Raw genomic sequence first — 820 nt, 5'->3', positions numbered from 1 at the left:
CTAGAGGGCATCATCCTTGCCGTCGGCCAGGCGTGGGCTAAGCAAAAGCTGCAAGGGGAAGAGATACTGCAGCTTGTTGAACGTGGCGTTCCCGTGTGGGAGCTGCTGGAGAAAGTCACCGGCAAGAACACGGTGCAGCTTTCGAAGCTCTCTGAACAAGGCAAGCTCGGGCGTGAAACTATCCAAGCCCTGTTTGAGGAAATGGGCAAGGGCGCCAACGGCCAAGCCGCCAAATCACTTGAGCGCCTTTCCGGTCAGGTCAATGTGCTGTCAAACAATTGGGAATTGTTTCAGCAGAAAATTGCCGATTCAGGTCTGTATGAGGTTGGCCTGCAGTTTCTGGATGATCTCAACAACAAATTTGACGAACTCAACGGCAATGGCAAGCTGCAGCAGGCCGCTGCGGATATCAGTAACTTCTTCTCCACTATCATCAAAGATGGCGGCGAAAGTCTCACTGCAACCCTTGATAATATCCGCGCCTTCACTCAGGGGTTAACTGTTGTTGGCGCCAGTATTCAACTGGTTTGGAATGGTATCACTGCAGGCCTGTCAACACTGGCAATGACCGCCACGGCTGCCTATGCAACCATTCTCAGTGGTTGGGCAAAACTGCTTGATGCTGTTGGGGCCGATGCTCTGGCTGCCAAAATCCGCGAGGCGACCGGGGCCATCTATGCGATCTCCAAAGGTTTCAAGGATCAGGTAGAGCAGGACGGCGCCGATATTCGTCAGGCATGGACAACTGTTACTAAAGCGATGGCCAAGAGCAGCAAGGACTCTTACAAAGCCAGCGCAACTGCCGCCAAAGAATCTGCCG

The 820-nt window shown here is 53.4% G+C and carries 1 protein-coding gene; it reads left to right on the top strand.

The features are described from left to right. Positions 1 to 820: tape measure protein (locus HCX89_RS22625; protein ID WP_167717524.1), on the top strand; the 820-nt coding region annotated here is incomplete at both ends.

The organism is Shewanella sp. Iso12 (assembly GCF_012030025.1).
GTDB classification, from domain to species: domain Bacteria; phylum Pseudomonadota; class Gammaproteobacteria; order Enterobacterales; family Shewanellaceae; genus Shewanella; species Shewanella algae.
The sequence above is the reverse complement of the archived record's forward strand: the minus strand, read 5'-3'. Positions and strand labels throughout refer to the sequence as shown.